General features: G+C 41.1%; 12 protein-coding genes. 2 read left to right on the top strand and 10 right to left on the bottom strand.

Going from position 1 to position 19,505, the window contains the following annotated elements; translation table 11 throughout:
* Positions 1-13: 13 nt before the first annotated feature.
* The 5 genes from AAEM60_RS19765 to AAEM60_RS19785 all read right to left on the bottom strand — a co-directional run bounded on the left by AAEM60_RS19765 (position 14) and on the right by AAEM60_RS19785 (position 12,396).
* A complete protein-coding gene (locus AAEM60_RS19765; protein ID WP_341356941.1) occupies positions 14-3,439 on the bottom strand; it encodes a S8 family serine peptidase in 3,426 nt (1,141 codons plus the stop codon).
* 486 nt (positions 3,440-3,925) lie between these two features.
* Positions 3,926-8,104, bottom strand: coding sequence for a S8 family serine peptidase (locus AAEM60_RS19770; protein WP_341356942.1), 4,179 nt, complete (start codon positions 8,102-8,104; stop codon positions 3,926-3,928).
* Positions 8,105-8,425: 321 nt separating this feature from the next.
* The gene (locus AAEM60_RS19775) at positions 8,426-9,697 is read right to left on the bottom strand and encodes a helix-turn-helix transcriptional regulator (protein WP_341356943.1); all 1,272 of its coding nucleotides are present in this window, start codon (positions 9,695-9,697) and stop codon (positions 8,426-8,428) included.
* Between the two features lie 391 nt (positions 9,698-10,088).
* Positions 10,089-11,519 (bottom strand): aspartate ammonia-lyase, encoded by a 1,431-nt coding sequence (gene aspA, locus AAEM60_RS19780; protein WP_341356944.1) that lies wholly within the window; start codon positions 11,517-11,519, stop codon positions 10,089-10,091.
* A gap of 247 nt (positions 11,520-11,766) precedes the next feature.
* A complete protein-coding gene (locus AAEM60_RS19785; RefSeq protein ID WP_299743393.1) occupies positions 11,767-12,396 on the bottom strand; it encodes a methanogen output domain 1-containing protein in 630 nt (209 codons plus the stop codon).
* 244 nt (positions 12,397-12,640) lie between these two features.
* On the opposite strand from AAEM60_RS19785, the gene AAEM60_RS19790 reads away from it, so the two are divergent.
* The gene (locus AAEM60_RS19790; RefSeq protein WP_341356945.1) at positions 12,641-13,009 is read left to right on the top strand and encodes a cytochrome-c oxidase; all 369 of its coding nucleotides are present in this window, start codon (positions 12,641-12,643) and stop codon (positions 13,007-13,009) included.
* A gap of 144 nt (positions 13,010-13,153) precedes the next feature.
* Positions 13,154-13,576, top strand: coding sequence for a VOC family protein (locus AAEM60_RS19795; RefSeq protein ID WP_299743389.1), 423 nt, complete (start codon positions 13,154-13,156; stop codon positions 13,574-13,576).
* 97 nt (positions 13,577-13,673) lie between these two features.
* On the opposite strand, the gene AAEM60_RS19800 is transcribed toward AAEM60_RS19795, so the two are convergent.
* From AAEM60_RS19800 to qoxA, 5 genes are all read right to left on the bottom strand, one after another.
* Positions 13,674-15,062: a M20/M25/M40 family metallo-hydrolase gene (locus tag AAEM60_RS19800; protein ID WP_341356946.1), complete on the bottom strand. Its 1,389-nt coding sequence runs from the start codon at positions 15,060-15,062 to the stop codon at positions 13,674-13,676.
* A gap of 204 nt (positions 15,063-15,266) precedes the next feature.
* Positions 15,267-15,569, bottom strand: a complete 303-nt coding sequence (gene qoxD, locus AAEM60_RS19805; protein ID WP_188048567.1) for a cytochrome aa3 quinol oxidase subunit IV — start codon at positions 15,567-15,569, stop codon at positions 15,267-15,269.
* Positions 15,566-16,177 (bottom strand): cytochrome aa3 quinol oxidase subunit III, encoded by a 612-nt coding sequence (gene qoxC, locus AAEM60_RS19810; protein WP_148970166.1) that lies wholly within the window; start codon positions 16,175-16,177, stop codon positions 15,566-15,568. Before qoxC ends, qoxD begins: the two co-directional genes overlap by 4 nt.
* Before the next feature lie 2 nt (positions 16,178-16,179).
* A complete protein-coding gene (gene qoxB / locus AAEM60_RS19815) occupies positions 16,180-18,144 on the bottom strand; it encodes a cytochrome aa3 quinol oxidase subunit I (protein ID WP_299743385.1) in 1,965 nt (654 codons plus the stop codon).
* 17 nt (positions 18,145-18,161) lie between these two features.
* A complete protein-coding gene (qoxA, locus tag AAEM60_RS19820) occupies positions 18,162-19,187 on the bottom strand; it encodes a cytochrome aa3 quinol oxidase subunit II (RefSeq protein WP_299743383.1) in 1,026 nt (341 codons plus the stop codon).
* Positions 19,188-19,505: the final 318 nt, after the last annotated feature.

Raw genomic sequence — 19,505 nt, forward strand, 5'->3', positions numbered from 1 at the left:
TTGGCTTTTTTCATTAATGTTTAACCGTAATTTTCTTCGGTTCGGAAGTCAACGATAATCCCGTTTCATCTGTTCCTGTGACAGTCACATAATAATCACCGTCCGGATATTCAGTGCCAGCATACCATTTCAACCCATAAATTGAATGTTCATTTTCAATATCGGCATACTCGATCACTTCGCCTGCTGAATTAGAAATCTCTATATGCCAATCTATTCGTTTATAGCCAAAAATTAAGATGGAAGCCGGTTTCGTTTCATTCACATTGGATCGTGACACATTCCAATAATTGATAAATGGATCTGCATTCAGCAATTCCTCATTTCCATTATAACCAACACCAACATTTTGGAGAGCATCTATGGCTGATATCATGACAATTTCAGGTTTCTCGTCGGTAATGTACTCATTTGCATCACTGTATACGCTTTTACGACTACCGCCATTTACCCAGATGAAATTTCCGATATGTTTCGTTCCTTCTTCTGTGACATCCCACGTAATTTTATACTTCCCATCCGTTTGTTCTGTAATCTTGATATTTTTAACAACAGGCGCAACAGAATCCAGTTTAAACGGAATTTTCGTTTGTTGAGGCTCTGCTCCCTCATAATTCAATGTACTCTCATACACATACGTATAGTTCCCGTCAGGAAGTTGGTTCCCGCCGTCATCTTCCCCACTCCAGAACATCCCATCGAACTTATAAGAGTAATTTCCATAGCCCATAATGTTCTTTCTGAATGGGTACGGGCTGCCATCTTCCGTAAATTCACCGAAATTCGTGATGTTGGCAACAGTTTTTCCATTCTCATCCTCTACCTTCAGAGACATTTCTTTCAAATTACGAAACGCCGTGAAGGAAGGATATATACCTGACGCAACCGCATTCTTAGAATATCCAATCTTATTTGGATCAAATGTTCCTGTGGAAGTATCATACCCCATAGGCAACTCCATTACGTCATTCCAAAGAACGGTATATCCTAAGTATGGATCTCCATTCACCGGACTCACATCAATATTATTAAGGGAATCCCAATCGCCGTAATATCCCATGAAAGGCATCGTTAAAGTTGCTAAATCTTTTACAGAGGTTCCTTTAGGAACAAAGCGGACAAACCCTTCAACAAAACGACCTTCGCTTAACCCTTCCGGGAGTGTGACAGAGATCTTCACTTCGCCATCACGACGTGGTTTGTATTGAATTTTCTTGTCTCCCATCTGTTTTCCGTTGATTTTAACGACCGCTCCCTCTATCGGTATCGAATGTAAAGTTAGATATTCTCTTTCTACACCGCCATATGTCTTCTTCTCTGTCTCATCCATTAACACATCTACTACGATTTCATATTGGTCATTGGCTTTTTCAAGCTTTTTTGCCAAGGGCTCTACATCCAATGTGAAATCGAACGTTCTGTCCACTTCCTTTAACGCAACGGATGCAGCCTTTTCCAAAGGGGCACCTACATGTTCCACAAGGTAAGGAGATTTAATCGCTTGTTCAATCTTCATCAAACCTGAACCTTGACGTCTTGGTGAGTATAAGGAATTTTCATCGTCGGGATTCGTTAACACCTGGGACGTGTTCATTAATGCATTCTTCGCTTTTAAGACCGTTTCTTCATTTTTTGGTAAACCTAACTCCTCGTAATACTTCTCAAGAAGTAAAGCCGCTCCAGCTGCTACGTGTGGAGTTGCCATGGATGTTCCACTCATGGTTTCATATTCGTTGTTCAATACTGTCGAGCTGATCTTTCCTCCAGGAGCTGTGATTTCTGGTTTAAAGCTTAAATCCGTTGGTGAACCATAAGAAGAGAATGAAGACATCGGTTCTGTTGTCGGGTTTTGTACCCAAACACCTTCATCTGACAGTTGCACTGAAATCTTCTCTCCGCTTTGTAATCGCTCGATTAATTGATCTCCTTCTGTATGTCCAGTCGTAACGGCTGGAATGGTGTATCTTGAGAAATTTAAATTTGCATAAGATGGATATTTATCCGGTGGAATGACGATCAGTCCGACTGCCCCTTTTTTTGCTGAGTCATATTGAAGAGTCGAATAAACAGCATACGATTTTGCAGGTTTTGCAACTACAATTTTCCCTTCTAGATCCAAACCATCCAGATGGCTGCCAAATCCTTCACCGGCGAAAATCAATTCGTAATCTTGACCGGCTTCGAGTTCATCACTAAGCTTTTTGGAACTGGATTGTGTTTGATATCCAAGCTGACTTCCATCATTCAAACTTAAAGCATCGACACTCATCTGATCATTCTCTGATGAAGCAACCTGCAGTGCGGATGGTGTTACACCAGGGTCGCCAACAAGACCGATATCAGGATTTTTGGCCCATGGTAATTGTGATCTTTCCAGCAAGTTTTGTTTTGTACTATAAGAAGCGTTACCTGCCGCAGCTACGACTAATACCCCATGTTCTGTTGCATATTGAATGGCACGTTGTACCGGATCATTCGGGTCTACGCTTCCTGCGTCAGATCCCAGACTTAAATTGATGACATCAGCCCCAAACTCCACCGCATGATAGATTCCAGCCACGATATCATCGTCATATGCACCACTTCTACTATCCGAGAATACTTTTTCGGCCAATAGCTGTACATCCGGTGCCACTCCCATCGCCTTTTTCTGGGATTCTTCGTATGCCCCTACAATTCCTGCTACGTGGGTTCCGTGGGAATTACTTGCAGGAATGACATTGGTGTCTTTATCTGCCCAGTCATAGCCTGTCGGTACTTTGTCTGTATACCAAACATCATCTACTTCCGACTCATCAAGCTTCTCTTGTATGTTATGTTCATTATACTTCGCTTTTTTCTTTCCTTTTTCAGAAAGCGTCATGGCCTCATGGCGATAGTCGATGCCAGAATCCACGATCGCTACGACCATTCCATCGCCGCTGTAATTATATTTCGTCCATACATTCATCGCTTCCACAAGCTCGTTGCTCTTTACATCCATATGCTCATAGGTTTTGGCAATACGAATATCCTTTACGCCCTCTAGCTCTTTGATTTTCTCTGCGTCTTTCATCGTCGTTTCCATACTGAATCCATAAAAACCTGTTGAATACGTATGTATGATTTTAGAAGAAGCATCCCTCTTTTTCATAAACGTATTTTTCACTTGCTCTACCTGCTTTTCAGGTGCCGTTTTCAGTTTCTTATTTACGTCCACCTCTACAATTAGGCGAATACTTTCATTTGAGTTGAATGCTTTAAGGTCCTGTCCGTATAAAGGATCATCTGTAGCTTTCTTTTCCATATCCATCAATGGGAGTTTCCCTTTATGGATATGAGCAGGATCCATTTCTTCCTTAGACTGATAGAATTCAGCACTTGCTGGCGTAATCATACTGCTGCTTAGGAGAACGGACATCAATCCAATGGATAACGTACTTTTCTTCGAAACCATCATGTATTCACCCTTTTTGATAGAATAGTATCTTTCTTTTTACGTATCTCATAGAAGAAACAGTACTCCTGTGTAAGTATCATGAATATCCCCCTTCACTTCCCCTCCTCCTTCAATCAGTTTGAATACGGAGTACCATACTCTAACCATTTCTGTTAAGTGATCAGGTTTCCTGTTGGGGGAGTTCCGGTTTACCAACAAGGGCACAACGGGTCTTTTTACCCTGAAAATACCAACATTTTTTGCATTTCTCTTCAAATAGCCCTGACTGTTAGTTAAAAAGAATGAAAATTCTATAAAATAATTGGGGGAACCAGGGGAATTTTAATAATAAAAGAATAGAAGGATGTCAAAAGAATTCATTATAAGAAAATAGACTCACCATACTGATTGCTCTATATGTTTAAAAAGCTACCCATTGGAAATAAGAAAAAGGGAAAGAAATGTTCATGAACATTTCTTTCCCTTTTGTTAGTTAATGCCTACTTGTTATTCAGTTCGTTCTAATCCCATCATATTCAAATAATAGGCTAGATCTTTTTTTCCGTTGGTTTCTTTAGGTGATTTCCCTTTAGGCGCATCCGGTCCTTTTGTTAAGAAGTTCTTTTCAATGAATCGAACGTCCGTCTCGTTTACTACTCCATCCTGATTCAGGTCATATGTTTGAATCTCAGGGTTTTCTTTACCGTAATATTCAACGATATCCTGAACATCTTTGATGTCGATCAAACTGTCACTATTCACATCTCCTGCAAGACCCATTTTGGTTCCTCCGGAAACGAACCTTCCATACTCTTCACCCTTTAATTCAAATCCAGGTATGAATGGAGTATAAGTCTTTATATGTCCTGGTGTTTCCACTACGACATTGTATGTCTCACGTGAAGCCGGAACCCCATAAATGGTGTATTTCCCATTTGCAGCAATGCTGCCTTCGTATTTTTCACCATCCGGTGATAGGGCATATACCTTCGCTCCGATATTTTGAACTACACCATTTGGTAAATAGAGATTTCCGCTGCCACTTTTCTTCAAAAATGCTTCTGGTTTGATATTCCCTTCAACCTTTGAATGTTTGGACACGAAATCATAGGATGAAGTGCTGTAATATGGAAGAGACACAGCCTTATCTTCACCGGCCTTTGTGTAGCTTGACTTTGTGACATCCAATTTATCAGATCCATAAAACCAGTCATCTTGAGTGACCTTGAACGTCACATCCACAACAGGCATATCACCATTCAACCCGGAGTACCCTTCTCCGTTCAATGCAGCTCCTACCGTTACGTTAGCGTAATATCCAGAATCGCTTACTACAGGATCCTGAAGGGATGCCTGAAGCCCGTTCTCTTCTGCATAGGCTTTAAATTCATCATTCAACTTTGCCGATTCAAATGAGTACATTTCCCCTTTATATTGAATCGTGTACTCTCCTGACATAAGATTTTTTACGTTATTCAAGCTCAGAGTCATGGTCACTGTATCGTCTAACCCAACTTCATTCTTGTTGTAATAAGATGTTACATATTCAGTGCCCTCTTGTAAGAAGATATAACTTTGGTAATTGACATTCATTGCCATATCAGCACCGGCTAAACTTAATCTTAATGCTCCATCTGCAATATCAGAAGGTTCGATTCCAAACTGAGTATCCCCTTCTGAATCGGCTGAAGGGAAACAACAATTGTAGTATGGACGGATGCCAGTTGCTATAAAAAATCTGTTTGATGATTGATCATAATTCATTCCTTTTGATTGCAGGACATCCACTGTTTCATCCTGCACATTTCCGTGTAGCCAGAATGCTGTCTTTCCAAACTCTTCTGTGTACATATCTTCACTGATTTCATACACATCTGAAGCTTTATCAAATGTCACTTGGGGTTTTGTATTGTCGACGATGACAGGTGTGTCGATCGTATACGTTTTACCCTCTTCGTCGTACCCTATGAATTCTAATTCATAATCCCCTTCAGGCAAATCAATACTTTGGTCTGATATCGGATTTTGATTGTCATTTGTAAACGGATAAACGACCCCTGAGAAAACATAAGGAATGTAATATTTTTTGTCAGGCTTTGCATTCGCATCTTCAAGGGAAGCAATGAATCCAATAGCTTGACCCGATTGTCCATCTTTCACTATAATGTCTAACTTGGTCAGTGGGCTTTTCATTTTGAATATTGCTGTTAGGTATGGATTGTAGTACTGCCACTTAGGCGTATTATTCGCAAGAGCGGGCCTGTCTGTTTCAAGATAGTCGAACCCTTTTCCAGTGACTCGGATCGCAAACGGAACCTGGTACGTTTCACTCGCATCACTTGCATTCGTCAGGTGAATATATCCTTCATATCGCCCTTCTTCTGCATCTTCCGGAACCGTGATCGTTGGTGAAATCTCTTTCGAACCGCTTGCGGCAACCGCTACACTCGTCGGAACGTCTAAGTGAATGCCGTTCGCAGCTGAATCCTTGATACCTGTACGTTCACCATGGTATTCGACTTCAACCTTGAATGACTTGTCTTCCCCGCCATTGTTCTCGATGTTCATCCTGCTGTCTGCTTTAATTCCATCGTCATCTTTGTAGTGACTTCCGAAAGAGATGGATGCCGTCTCTTCATCGATCTCGACCTCTTCACCATTTTCATTTAGATTTTTTGTTGTATCCATCACTTTGATGGATACATCGGCATGTACTGCATCATAGGCATCCACACGTCCCGCTCCCTGTTCAAATACGGATACGTCACCATTCAAATCTTCTGCCGTGTTCATTAAGGCGGCTTTCACATCGAATGGTGAGAGATTTGGATTTTCTTGAAGCATGAGGGCCACCACTCCCGCAACATGAGGTGTTGCCATCGATGTTCCCTGAAGGCGGGTATAGGCTGCAGAATAGTCTACCCCTTCTTCCGGGCTATTGATATATTCTGGAATGGTTGAGAAGATCGCTACCCCAGGTGCCACAACATCCGGTTTAATATCATAGCTTCCAGCCACAGGTCCCCTTGAGCTGAAGCTGGCCAGGTTATCCCCTTCTGTTTGGACAGACGCTACATCTCCAAACGTAATGGATGCGTTATCGCCTAGCCCTTTCAAACGCTCTCCATCCGTTTTTGTCATACGAAAGGTCGGGATATAGTCTGATCCTTCTCCCAAATAGGCCTGAATCTCACCGTCTATATTATTGTAGATGATGACAGCTTCAGCCCCTGCTTCTTTCGCTTGTTTCATTTTCTCCACAAAGGCAATTTCACCACGTTGAATCAAGGCAATTTTCCCCGTTAGATCTTTCCCTTCAAAATCAGCTTCATATCCAAGTCCGGCAAAAACTACTTGTTTTGACTGATTTTGAAGAGATGATAAATCATCGGAAAAGTTCTTTCCCAATAATAAAACATTCTCAAATGTTTCACCATTTACACTCATGGATTTGAAGGTAGGGATATCCATGTCAAAATCACTTGCCCCAACCGTAATGCCGAGGGCCGCTGCACCTGGAGCTCCAAGTGTTCCTTCTTCCGGCCCACTGTTTCCTGCTGCCACTACTGCCACCACTCCTGAGAGCATCGCATTGTTAACTGCAACCGAAGTCGGATATAGCGGATCGTTCGTTGAAGCACCCAAAGATAAGTTCATGACGTCCATGTCATCGATGACAGCTTGCTCAATTCCTGAAAGGACACTTGTGGCTGTTCCAGCACCGTACGGACCAAGAACACGATAGCCATATAAATCGACATTAGGGGCAACCCCTTTTACCGCATAGTCGACTGTATTCTTCTGTTCGCCGCCAATCGTTCCCGAGACATGTGTACCATGCTCCGTGTAGTAGGCTGATCCAGAAGCAGGATTGACCTCAGGTTTACCTGAATTCTGCCAATCTTCATAGGTTGTTTCCATAGGGTCATTATCGTTATCAATGAAATCATAACCACCCTTATAGGCATCCTGCAAATCAGGATGATGATAGTCAATTCCTGTATCAAGTACTCCGACCTTGATTCCTTCACCCGTTATATTTTCATCATGAAGTTTATCTACATTGATTTGCGGGATACTATCCATCATTTTAGATTCAGAAGCTTCCCCTTCCATTTCCGGAAGTTCAAGCTGAACGACTTCATCTTTCCATACACGTTTCACGACCCCGGAATCCAGCAAACTATCAATCTCATTTCCCGGGATGGACATCGCGACACCATTGATGGCGGAACGATATTCTTTCGTGATCTTCGCATCTTGTAATCCAGAGCTTGCACTCTTTTTATTTTTCATAGAATGGAATGTTTGTTTGAATTCACTGTGAGATTTCTCTACCTTTTCAGCCGCTGCTTTAGTAGTCGTTCGGAGTCCCTTAGCCGCCTGCTTCATCACTTCCACTTTAGCAGGTGCCTGTTTGAATTCAACGATGACATCAACGAGTCCTTCGCTTTCTGTATTAATATTCGGAGCGATTTCAAAATCCGGTTTCGCTTCGATCTGTTTAAGAGCACTTCTCTGCTCATCCGATAGATTCATCAACGTCTTTTCTACATCTTTTACCTGTGTGAACTTAGACGGATTTGGCGAACCTTCTGCCATCACGTTAAATGGCATCCCTGATGTGCCTAGTAAACTTGTAGCCAGTGCAACCGTCAAGATCTTGGCTGAACGTTTCTTATTCATACTTTTCCCCCTCTTATATTCATCCATTAGCGTAGAGTTGTTTACAGTTTGTATTTTAATCTTCTTTAATATGACTGTTAATTGGGAAAATTCTTTACACTTTCCGACATTTATCTTAAAGATTCTATTTTTTTTATGACATTTCTCTATTAAGTCATGAAGAAAGTTGGGAAAGTTACGCATGAGTTAGTCTTTGTACCTATTTTTTATTTCCTACACCCTTATAAATAGGTAAATACACCCTTTACCGAAAGGTGAATAATCCCTATTAAATTTCTTATAAAAGTAAAAAAACAAGCAACCAATAGCAGTCGCTTGTTTTTACTTTTTTATTTGAAGAGGTTCAATATGGTTAAAGATTAACTTTTTCAATAGCTCATTCGATAATTGAAGATAGTGATTGGAAGAAATCAGGTCCCCCTTCTCTTTAAAATAAACCGCTAGTCGTTCTGAAAATGACGCGGCCTTATAACGATCATATTGCTTCATCATTGGCAGACCACGATCGATTAAATAGTCGCTAAGCCGTTTATCATCCTCTGTCGCATCTAAATACAACACCATCAACTCCGTATATTTAACGGACTCTTGATCTTTAAAATCTTTTAGGTTCTCCTGCAAAAGATTGATTGCTATTTCCCTCTCGTTCAAGTCCAGCAACACTTGTACCATTTCAATCAATGTGCCGTAATACCCCATTGTATGCTTTTTTTTCAATTTGAGGGACTGGGAGAAACAGTCTAACGACTCTTGCAGCCTTCCTTTTTTTCTATTTAGCAATCCGAAATTATGAAGGGCGGTAATTTTCGTTTCGTTATCCTTTAACATCTCTGCATCGTTTAAGGCCGTATGCAACATGACTTCTGCACGTTCAAAATCGTTAATATAAATCAAGTTAGCCGATAATCCGATTTTCACATGGAGTATCCTCAAAATGTTCCCAGTGTTCTGAAAAATCCTCAATGCCTTGTGTGAGTAATGCAGAGACAATGTAAAATGCTTCAATAACCCATGATTAGCCGCTTTATAATAATAATAATCTGTTACTTTCTCACTATAGAGATCGGCTCTATCCTCTATTTGATCAAAGATGGAAAGCGCCTTGGAGTATTGCTGTTTCTGTCCGTAATAAATTCCCTGAAAGAACTCCCATAAATACTTTTCAAACGATGAAAATTTACTCATATTCTTTTTGAGTCCAAGAGAAGCCTGTTCATATTCGGTTGGATTGTTCGTGAATAATTGATATCGAAGCATGTAAAGCTCAAATAAGTAAACCATTTCCGTACATTGGATATAGTCTTTATGTCTTTGTAACTCCTGATACAGTCTTTCGGCATGATCTCGATGAAGTCTCTCAATCGCTTCATAGAATTGGGCTAGCTGGCGTTTCAAGTAAAGTGTCTTTGCCGTTTCCTCTTCGATTGATACACCAAGTCGCTTACAAAGTAATTCTAATGTTTCCAGATTTCCTTCTTTAGAACTGTTCTCAATCTTGCTTAAATGAGTGGTTGAACATATCCCCTTGCAAAGCTGCTCTTGTGTTTTATTTTGTTTTTTTCGATGATAGTAGATGATCCTGCCTATAGACATTGTTTCACTTCCCCCCTTGTATATATCTATCATTATACATAGGATATTCGTTTCTTATAAGCTATTAATGGGAAGTAATTATCCTTATCTTATTGGGTAATATATATAAATTATTAATAAATATACATTTTTACCTTTTCAAGGAAAGTGATAAATTCAAATAGACAGCTTTTGTCATTAATGTGTTCTGAGGGCAAGGTACAGGATTTTATGAGTTAATTGGTCTTAATGGTATAAACCAATTAAACCCTACAAAAGTCTTATGGGTGTAGTGAAAAGAGAATTAGACCGCTAATAAACATTCCCAAGTGTGATTTCTAAAAATAAGAAAAGAGAAACCTCCCCTATTTATAAAGGTAAATTTCTCTTCATTCGTTATACTGGTTAAAACCTATTCCCGATCAAATAGCACTCGTCCCGCAATCCCAGGATTCGTCATTTCATAAGGATTCAGAATTAAATCAAGCTCTTCTTCTGTCAAAACATCATATTCCAAGCATAGCTCTCTCACTGATTTTCCTTTTAGAATGGCTTCCCTGGCGATTCTGGATACGACTTCATACCCCAAGTGAGGATTCACAGCTGTAATGATTCCCACACTATTTTCCACATACTCTTTCATACGTGTCTCATTCGCTTCAATTCCCACAAGACAATTGTCCGTAAAGCTTCTGAACGCATTGTTCATGATACTGATAGACTGAAGGAGATTAAATACGAGTACTGGTTCCATCACATTCAGTTCAAGCTGGCCCGCTTCTGATGCCAAGGAGATGGTCTGATCATTCCCCATGACCTGAAAGGCTACTTGATTGATTAGTTCAGGCATGACCGGATTGACTTTACCGGGCATGATGGAAGAACCGGGCTGTCTGGATGGCAGTGATATTTCACCAAGTCCGGCGCGCGGGCCCGAAGCCATCATACGCAGGTCATTGGCAATCTTGGACATATTGACCATACATACCTTCAGTGCAGCCGAAACTTCTGTGTATGCGTCGGTATTTTGCGTAGCATCGACAAGGTGCTCAGCCCCCGTTAATGGTAACCCACTGATATCGGCCAGATGTTTCACGACACTCTTGATATATACAGGATCCGCGTTTAATCCAGTTCCTACTGCAGTCGCCCCCATGTTTACTTCATAGAGGTGCTCCCGTGTTCGTCCGATACGTTTAATATCACGCTCCACTACCCTGCTATACGCTTCGAACTCCTGCCCAAGGCGAATCGGAACAGCATCTTGAAGATGGGTACGTCCCATCTTAATGACGTGATCGAACTCCTGTGCTTTCTTTTTAAAGGCGTTCAGCATATGTTCCATCGTGACAAGTAGTTTCTCTAATAACTTCAGTGTGGAAATATGAATGACTGTCGGGAATACGTCATTCGTTGACTGTGACATATTCACATGACTGTTCGGGCTTACCTTTCCATATTCACCTTTTAGATGGGACATTAGCTCCAGGGCACGATTGGCAATGACTTCATTAGCGTTCATGTTGATGGAAGTCCCTGCCCCTCCCTGAATGGGATCGACGATGAAGAATTCATGAAGCTTCCCTTCCAATATTTCATCAGAAGCTTGCACGATGGCTTGACCGATCCCGTCATAAAGACGTGTGGTTTCCATGTTTGCTAATGCTGCCGCTTTCTTCACGACTGCTAAGGCATCAATCATCTCTTTATGGATTTTGTACCCCGTAACCGGAAAATTTTCCACTGCCCGTAAGGTTTGAATTCCATAGTACACATCTTCGGGTACTTCTTTTTCTCCAAGAAAATCTTTTTCGATTCTAAATCCACTAGTGACATTTATCATTTTTTTCTCCCCATTTTCGAATTACAGTTTCTCTAATTGATGATTCTATCAATTCCTGACACAGTAGGCAACGATTAATACCAAAACCCCAATAATTTCATTACTCTCCATATAAAAACGGTTCTTAAAAGGTGAAATTCTAGAAAAAAACGTCTCGTGTCGATTCACGAAACGTTTAATACGTCATTTAATCAAATTGCACACGAAAACTGCACCCTTTGCAGATAAATCCCGCTTTTCTAGCAATCTATTCATTCTGTTTGACCTGCTCCCTCAACTCTTCCAGCTCATTAACAAGTTTCATGACCAGCTCATCACTTTGCCTTAGCTGTTCATTTAATAGTCGAATGGTTTCTTCTTCCCAATGATATGGACTACCGTGATTAGGAGTATAATGTAAGTCTCGGTAGACGTCTCCTTCTTCTTCTGTTTCACGGAAATATACCGCTACTTCACAGCCTGAGTCCCCAGCTGCTATTCGTTTTCGCAGAACCACTTTAGAATAACCGAATTGACGGGATGCAATCCCTCCAAATACGCTAGATGTCATATTGCACAAATGTGGAGCATCCTGAACGACTTCTCCAAATGGGCAAGCCGTAGCCTTTACGACGACATGATCAGAATATACTTTAGATATGTAAAAATGCCCACCGATTGAATTTTTCAAATCGACAATGACCTCTGCATATCGGTCGACCGTCCAATCCTCACCTTTATCCCCATATAATCCTTCAATCCATTCACCTGTACGAAGGCCGATTTGACGAATGTATTCATCTGCTGTTTTACCTACCGTTTTTTGATGTATATACGCGTATTGAGTGATGAGTTTACTTAAGAATATCGTGCCGGTTAGTGATGTCTCAGTTTCCACCTTATCACTCCTTCATTTTTTCAGGAACTCCACTCATCAGGAAACGCTTACATTCTTCTCGAACTTTATGAGAGGCTTCCACGAAAATTCTGTAAAGACAGATGAATACCCATTTCTTTCAGTATAACACCTAATAAACACTATCTGCCTATTTTTTGAAATTAAATTAGATACATGGACGGAAACCCAAGTTCTATATAGGTCAAAATTCTCATATATTACCAGAGAAAAGGAGGGAAATTAGATGGGGATTAAACTGATCAAAATTTCTGTCGTCTACTTTATGATTGGTGTGTGTATCGGACTGTATATGTCCATGGTCCATGACTACAGTTTGTCTCCGGTCCATGTCCACATTAACTTATTAGGCTGGACTGCCCTAACGTTAGCAGGTCTCATTTATCACTTATTCCCGGCAGTATCTTCTACTAAACTGGCTAAAGCTCATTTCTGGCTTCACAATGTCGGATTGCCCCTTATGACGATTGGTTTATTTTTCTTAATACTTGGAAATGAAGGCGTCGTCCCGGTTATTGCTGCCGGTGGTGTAGTGACTACAGTCGGTGTCCTTTTGTTTGGAATCAATGTCTTGAAGGAATTGAAAGCAGAGTGAAGGTAGTGAGCGCCACCTCCGACGTTGAGGTTGGCGTTCTTTTGTTTGGTTAAATTGATTGATTATTCATATTTTTTAACCAACAAGGACAAGATGATGCTACAATAAAAAATGTAGTCATTATAATCAATAGGAGTGATAGACATGTCAGTCAATGTTTACCTTAATTTTAATGGGAATTGTCGAGAAGCAGTGGAGTATTATGCAGAGGTATTCGGTACGGAGCCACCGCAGATCATGACGTTTGCAGAAGCACCTCCCCACCCTGATTATCCCCTTCCTGAAGAAGCCAGGAACCTCGTGTTACATACAAGACTGACAATCGATGGCAGCAACGTCATGTTTTCCGACGTGTTTCCTGATATGCCTTTCGTGGAAGGAAACAATATCACCCTGGCCCTGGTAAGCAACGATACTGAAGAGTTGACAACCCGTTTCCACAAACTGAAAGAAGGCGGGAAGGTGGATATGGAGCTTCAGGAGACATTCTGGAGCAAGTTGTATGGTCAGGTGACCGATAAGTTCGGTATTCAGTGGCAATTTAACTATGAGAGTGAAGAAGAATAAACTCAAAAAATCAGCCCTTTTTAGGGGCTGATTTTTCATTATTAGTAGTTTGTTAGTTGATTGGTAAAGATTGAAGTCTGATTATTTTTGATAGGGTTTATTTAATATCCTGCTCGTAAAACATCTCTTCTTTCGCCTTTAGTTTAGGACCTTTTTTAGCCTTTGGACCCTTAAAATCCACTCTGGCACGGTCATAAACAGCAGATCCCACGATTTCGGCCACATCTTGAAGCTTTGCTTTGCTAATTTTATCAATGGTGTCTTCAGGTGTATGATACCAAGGTTCTGAAGGGCTATGGATAAATAGTGCAGCAGGAATTCCTACTTCAGCAAAAGGAACATGATCACTGCGTCCACCCTGACCGTATGGTGTCGCCTCACCGTTTAGTTTTTCACTTGATTTCTGGGCAAGCTCCGTCACAAGGTTAGGCTTACCATCGAGAGTAAGCATGACAAGGTCACCTGCATCTTTACTACCTACCATATCAAGGTTGAAGTTAGCCACCGTACGATCGATTTCATCTTCTGATAACGTCTCAACATAGTGTGAAGAACCTAGTAAGCCTACTTCTTCTGCTCCGAATGTGATAAAGCGAACTTCCGTATCTGTCTGTTCATTCTTCAGGACACGTGCAAGCTCGAGAGTCATAGCAGTTCCTGAGGCATCATCGTTTGCTCCAGGAGCTCCAGCTACCGAATCATGATGAGAACCTACGACAATAATATCGTCAGTTGCTTTCTTTTTATTTTTTGGATGCTTTGTTGCAATCACATTATGAGAAGTTTTTTCTCCTGTTTCCGCTCCTTCGATCGTAATGGTGACTGATTTTCCCAACTCAGCTGAAAGTGCTTCCCCTTCTGCTTTTGATAGGGCAACTGCCGGAACAAAGTCATCATTATGTTCTCCTAATGTACCGCTTAATGGTCCATCTGAATGGTTATAAATGATGACTCCGACCGCTCCCTTTTCAGCTGCATTTAATACCTTTTCACTAAAACTGATTTCCCCGCGTTCAACAAGGGCAATTTTCCCCGTCAGGTCATGGTCTTGAAGGTCTTCCTTCTTTCCAAGACCCGCATCAACAAGTTCACCCGTTACATTTCCACTGACTGAGTATGTAAATGCTCTTGGCGCATATTCCCCTTGTTGGCTCTCTACAGATAGCTCAATCGTAGTAGGTGGTGTGTAGCCATAAAACGTAAATGGCTGGATTTCCACTTCATATCCATACGATTCAAATTGCTCCTTAATATAGTGAACAGCATTTTCTTCAGAAACTGTCCCGGCTACACGTGGAACTTTTGATAAGTAATCAATGTTTTGATAGATTTTTTCTCCATCAATCTTTTTTAATAGTTTCTTATCAAAGTCATTTTGAACATGGTGATATCCGACTTCGCTACTTTGAGCAAAAGCGGGCTGTAACCCAATGGCTCCAATGGATAAAGTGGCGGCAAGAGTAAGAGATACAATCGGTTTTTTCAACAATCAAATCCTCCTGGTAGATTAATAGTTTGAATATACTGAATCATACATTATTTCGCAAGACGAAATAAGAGGCGAAATCACCAGTAAAATTTTACTATTTTTTCTATTTATAGGAATATACTGTGTTTCTGTTGAGAATATAAAAATAGAGACCGTTGAATGAATTCAACGGTCTCTATTTCAAATTAATGCATTAATGCATTAATGCATATTGCTCAATACCCAAATCGATCCAAGTACGATCACAAGGGCAATGAATGCAGCTGACATCATTTTTCCTACCTGCCATCTGCCTTCTCCTTCTGTTACGTGCATGAACATAAACAGTTGGATTGCCGCCTGGATAAAGGCAAGAACAAATACAAGAGCCACCATCACATTGTACGCGAGTCCTGCGTAAAGTCCGAACCAAACGGCCAAAAATGTCAATGCAATGGATAAAACAAAACCTATAATCTGTGTCCAAGGAATACGACTATGATTCGCTGTATTGTGTTCCATTATCCCACCATCCCTAGTAAGTACACGCTTGTAAACACGAAGATCCATACAAAGTCCAGGAAGTGCCAATACAAGCTGGATACGAATAGTTTTTTAGCGGTATCTGGATTTAATCCTTGTCTTTTCACCTGGAACATAACCAGTATAATCCATAAAATACCTAGTGATACGTGGAGACCATGCGTTCCGGTCAATAGATAGAAAGAAGACCAGTATGCATTGGTTCCCATGGCTGCTCCCTCATGGATCAGGTGAAGGAATTCCGTGATTTCCATGTAAAGGAATCCTGCTCCAAAGAGCAGTGTGATGATCAGCCAGACCATCATCCCTTTGACATTTCTTCTTCTTAATTCATTTATCGATAACCCGGACGTGAAACTACTGATCAATAATAGTAACGTCATGATGATTGTATTCTTCAGATCAAATACTTCAGATGGAAGCGGTCCTCCAACCGTGCCGCTTTCAAGGGCAAAGAATGTAGCGAAAATAGTGGCAAATAGAGCTACTTCCGCACCAAGGAAAACCCAGAATCCGAAAATATTCAGTTTGCCGATCTCCGATTGATATTCAAGTGGCGTATTTGGATCTACATTTGTACTATGTGCCATATTCACGCCTCCCTCTTATACGGATTTTCAGTTTTTTCTATTTCTTCCACACTTACATAGTAACCAGCATCCTGTTTGTGTGAGAATAGTGAACGGTATGCCATGCATCCGAAGATACCGATAAGGGCAAGAATCGCCATCCACCACAGTTCAAACACCAAGCCGAATCCTCCAACGAAGAATAACCCGGACATGATAAATGGTGTCCCTGCATTACTTGGCATATGGATCGGTTTATACTCAACCTTTTCAGGTTTGCCAGATTCTTTTCTCTCTTGTTTCATATAGTAGAAAGCATCCGCACTCTTCACTTCAGGAACATGAGCGAAGTTATAATGGGGTGGAATCGCAGAGCTGGTCGCCCATTCAAGCGTACGTCCATCCCAAGCATCCCCTGATAGTTCCCGTTTTGCAAAACGATAGCTATAGTAGACGTTATAGACGATGATCATGAATCCTACTCCCATTCCGAAAGCCCCGACAGAAGAGATGACATTCAATGCTGTCCAGCCATCTTCTGGTCCGTATGTGTACACACGTCTTGGCATACCGGAAAACCCTAAGACGAATTGCGGTAAGAAACATACATTGAAACCGATAGAGAAGAACCAGAAAGCCCATTTTCCGATTCGTTCATTCATCTTATGACCAAACATTTTTGGATACCAGTATACGAGTCCTGCGAAGCAGGCAAATACCACACCGGCAATCAGCGTGTAGTGGAAGTGAGCAACCAGGAAGTAGTTGTTGTGATATTGGAAGTCAGCTGCAGCCATACCGAGCATGACCCCTGTCACTCCACCGATCAGGAAGGTTGGAATAAACGCAACGGACCACATCATGGCGACGGTAAATTCAATCCGTCCCTTGTAAAGAGTACCCAACCAGTTGAATATCTTGATCCCGGTCGGTATGGCGATCGCCATCGTCGAAATCGAGAATACACTGTTCACCGCAGCGCTTCCGCCCATCGTGAAGAAATGGTGAACCCACACAACGAAGCTTAACCCTGAAATGGCTACTAGTGAGATAATCATTGATTTATAACCAAACAATGTTTTTCTTGCAAATGTTGCAATGATTTCTGAGAAAATACCGAAAGCAGGCAAAATAACGATATATACTTCCGGGTGTCCCCATAACCAGAATAAATTCGACCAGAGCATCGGATTCCCGCCGGCTGTCAGCGTGAAGAAATGCGTACCGAATAATCGGTCAAATGTCATCAACGCTAATGTCACCGTTAAGATCGGGAAAGCAAATACGATGATGAATGCAGTAATCAATGTCGTCCACGTAAACATCGGCATACGAAGAAGCGTCATGCCTGGTGCACGCATTTTGATGATCGTAACAACAAAGTTGATCCCCGTTAATAATGTACCAATTCCGGAAATCTGCAAGCCAAGAAGGTAATAGTTAATTCCCGGTCCCGGACTTCCTTCGATTGCCAATGGTGCGTAGTTCGTCCATCCGGCATCCGGTGATCCACCGAATACGAATGACATATTGAAAAGGATCGCCCCAAACATGAATGACCAGAAACTTAAGTTATTCAGGAATGGGAACGCGACGTCCCTTGCACCTATTTGGAGAGGGACTACGACGTTCATTAGTCCAAGTAAGAATGGCATTGCCATGAATAGAATCATGATCGTACCATGTGTCGTAAAAATTTCATTGTAGTGCTGTGATGATAAAAATTCATTATTGGGCACCGTTAATTGCGCCCTCATTAAAAGTGCATCGACTCCTCCGCGGAAGAGCATGATCAATGCAGCAATGATATACATGATACCGATTTTTTTATGATCAACACTCGTGATCCAGTCGTTCCATAGCCATTTCCATTTTTTAAAGTATGTTAGGGTTGCGACGATCCCGATTACGGTGAAAACGATGGAAATATTGGCTCCAAGAATCAACGGATCATTGAGGATTAAATTATCCTTTATAAAATCAAACATCTAGAAGTCCTCCTTTCTTAGTGTTCATGTCCTTCGTTATTTTCATGGCCTTTATGCTCTTCATTATCATGGTCTTCATGGTGATCATGATCCTCCATGTCTCCATGATCACCATGATTTCCATGACTTGATTCAGCATCTTTATCCGCACCATGTGAAGATGCCTCTACACCATATTTCTCACGGATCGCCATGGCATATTCAGAATTCTTCCCATGGTCGACGATGGATAAGTGAGTAGATGAGAAAGTCATCTTGTCTACGGTGTCAGGAAGCATGAGCTTTTCATACGTTTCTTCCGTCAGCTTCGGCTCATTTTCCTGAGCATCTTTTACCCACTCTCTATACTTCTCTTCTTCTAACGCAACAAAATCAAACTTTTGGTGGGTCATCCCTTCACCAGTGAAGTTTGAATTTCTTCCATCATACGTTCCCGGCTCATCAGCCTGTAAGTATAAATCATTCACCATTCCCGGCATACCATAAATCTGTCCGCCGATTTGAGGCACCCAGAAAGAAGCCATGGAATCTGCAGCCGTCACCTTAAATAAAATGGGATGATCTTCCGGTACATTGACATAATTAACTGTCTCAATACCTTCCTCTGGATAACTGAAGATCCATTTCCAATCAGCAGCAGTCGCATGGATCACAATCGGATCTTTATGAGCAGTTGCTTTTGGAGCTTCCTTTAATTCATATAATGCCTTTGTATTTGGGATAGACAAGGCAATAACAATCAAAACTGGAATAAGCGTCCATATTATTTCTAATTTCGTACTCCCGTGCATTTCGGGCTTGTAATCGCTATCCTTTTTACTGCTGCGATATTTTAGGAGAATAACAGTAAAGAAGGAAAGAACGACAACCATGATGCCAAGCATATAGTAGATTGACAGCATGATGAGATCTTTCTGAACGGCCCCTACCGGCCCTTTCGGATCGAGAATGATCATTTCACTTCCCGAACTGAATATAATGATGAAAAATAAGGAAACCAGACTGATCAAGACAATCAAGTATGGCTTGAATTTATTGAACATAGGGGAAATCACCTTCCTTTATGTCGGATTTATCACTGTAGACCTATACTATCAAATTCTATTAAAAGGTACCCTTGTTTCACTTAACTTTAAACAGATTTTCGAAATTTCGTCGAAGTTTATTCACAGAACGGTAACAATGTTGGAAAGAATTTCTCACATCTCAAAAAAATAACTCTCAAAATTATTCAAGAATAATTTTGAGAGCGGTTTATGAATTGATTATTTAGAAAAGTAAGATTCCCTTACCACTGCCGTTCAACCTTTATATAAAACCCTCCTGCTGATGATTAAACCCTACATAACTTCTTTCCGTGA

The organism is Rossellomorea sp. y25 (genome assembly GCF_038049935.1).
Lineage (GTDB): Bacteria > Bacillota > Bacilli > Bacillales > Bacillaceae_B > Rossellomorea.

Coding starts and splice junctions, on each gene's coding strand:
- AAEM60_RS19765 (WP_341356941.1), bottom strand. CDS start 3,439: ATGATGGTTTCGAAGAAAAGTACGTTATCCATTGGATTGATGTCCGTT.
- AAEM60_RS19770 (WP_341356942.1), bottom strand. CDS start 8,104: ATGAATAAGAAACGTTCAGCCAAGATCTTGACGGTTGCACTGGCTACA.
- AAEM60_RS19775 (WP_341356943.1), bottom strand. CDS start 9,697: ATGTCTATAGGCAGGATCATCTACTATCATCGAAAAAAACAAAATAAA.
- aspA (WP_341356944.1), bottom strand. CDS start 11,519: ATGATAAATGTCACTAGTGGATTTAGAATCGAAAAAGATTTTCTTGGA.
- AAEM60_RS19790 (WP_341356945.1), top strand. CDS start 12,641: ATGGGGATTAAACTGATCAAAATTTCTGTCGTCTACTTTATGATTGGT.
- AAEM60_RS19795 (WP_299743389.1), top strand. CDS start 13,154: ATGTCAGTCAATGTTTACCTTAATTTTAATGGGAATTGTCGAGAAGCA.
- qoxC (WP_148970166.1), bottom strand. CDS start 16,177: ATGGCACATAGTACAAATGTAGATCCAAATACGCCACTTGAATATCAA.
- qoxB (WP_299743385.1), bottom strand. CDS start 18,144: ATGTTTGATTTTATAAAGGATAATTTAATCCTCAATGATCCGTTGATT.
- qoxA (WP_299743383.1), bottom strand. CDS start 19,187: ATGTTCAATAAATTCAAGCCATACTTGATTGTCTTGATCAGTCTGGTT.